The following is a 1,282-nucleotide window of genomic DNA, read 5'->3' on the forward strand; positions in this document are numbered from 1 at the left end:
CTGACACCTTGACTTCCTCCCCCTCGTGAACGAGGGGGATTCCTACGGCTCGCGCCGTGGGGATTCCTGCTTCATCACCGACTGCCCCGTCAGGGAGGATTCCCGTTGAGGTCTTACACCGGCTCCACAGGCCGACACCGCCAGCCCGGCGGCCAGAATGTTCCGCGCCGCGTTCACGTCGCGGTCGTGGGTGACGCCGCAGCCGCAGGTCCAGGTGCGGACGCTGAGCGGCATCTTGTTCTGCACGGTTCCGCAGTTCGAGCAGAGCTTGGAGGAGGGGAACCAGCGGTCGACCGCGATCACGTCCCGGCCGTACCACTGGGCCTTGTACTCCAGCATGCTGCGGAACTCCGACCATGCCGCGTCGGAGATTGCCCGGGACAGCTTGCCGTTCCTGAGCAGGTTCCGGACGCTGAGGTCCTCGATCACGAGCGTTTGGTTTTCACGCACGAGCCGAGTGGTGAGTTTGTGCAGGTGGTCACGCCTGCGGTCGGCGATGCGGGCGTGGACATTGGCGACCTTGCGGCGGGCCTTGAGCCGGTTGGCGCCGTTGCCCTTGGCCTTGCGGGCGAGGTCGCGTTGCGCGCGGGCGAGGCGGGCGCGGTCGCGCCGCTCGTGCCGGGGGTTGGTGATCTTCTCGCCGGTCGACAGGGTGAGCAGGTGGTCCAGGCCGGCGTCGATGCCGACCGCCCGGCCGCCTGCGGGAAGGGGTTGGACGGCGGGGTCTTCGACGAGGAGGGAGACGAACCAGCGCCCGGCGGCATCCTGCGACACGGTCACCGTGGAGGGGGAAGCGGCTTCCGGGAGGGGACGCGACCAGACGATGTCGAGCGGCTCGCTCATCTTAGCCAGCGTCAGCTTCCCCGCCCGGAACCGGAACCCGCTGGTGGTGTACTCCGCACTGTTGCGGGACCTCTTCCGCGACTTGAACCGCGGGTACTTCGCCCGCCTGGCGAAGAAGTTGGTGAACGCCCCTTGCAGGTGCCGCAAGGTCTGCTGGAGCGGGACCGAGGAGACATCGTTGAGGAACGCCAGCTCCTCGGTCTTCTTCCACGCTGTCAGCATCGCCGAGGTGGCGTTGTAGTTGATGCGCTCCTGCCGCAGCGCCCACGCCTCAGTACGGGCCGCGAGCGCCATGTTGTAGACCTTCCGCACGCACCCGAACGTACGCGACAGCTCGGCCGCCTGCGCATCGGTCGGATAGAAGCGGTACTTGAATGCCCGCCTCACGTGAGTGGCCATGGCTCACAAGTTAGCGCATCAGATGGTGATCGCCTGCCGA

General features: G+C 67.2%; 1 protein-coding gene. It reads right to left on the reverse strand.

The genetic code is table 11. The features are described from left to right. Positions 1–42: 42 nt before the first annotated feature. Positions 43–1,242, reverse strand: coding sequence for an RNA-guided endonuclease InsQ/TnpB family protein (locus KN815_RS26735; protein ID WP_216344465.1), 1,200 nt, complete (start codon positions 1,240–1,242; stop codon positions 43–45). Positions 1,243–1,282: the final 40 nt, after the last annotated feature.

It is taken from the genome of Streptomyces niphimycinicus, assembly GCF_018883605.1.
In the GTDB taxonomy this organism is placed as follows: domain Bacteria; phylum Actinomycetota; class Actinomycetes; order Streptomycetales; family Streptomycetaceae; genus Streptomyces; species Streptomyces niphimycinicus.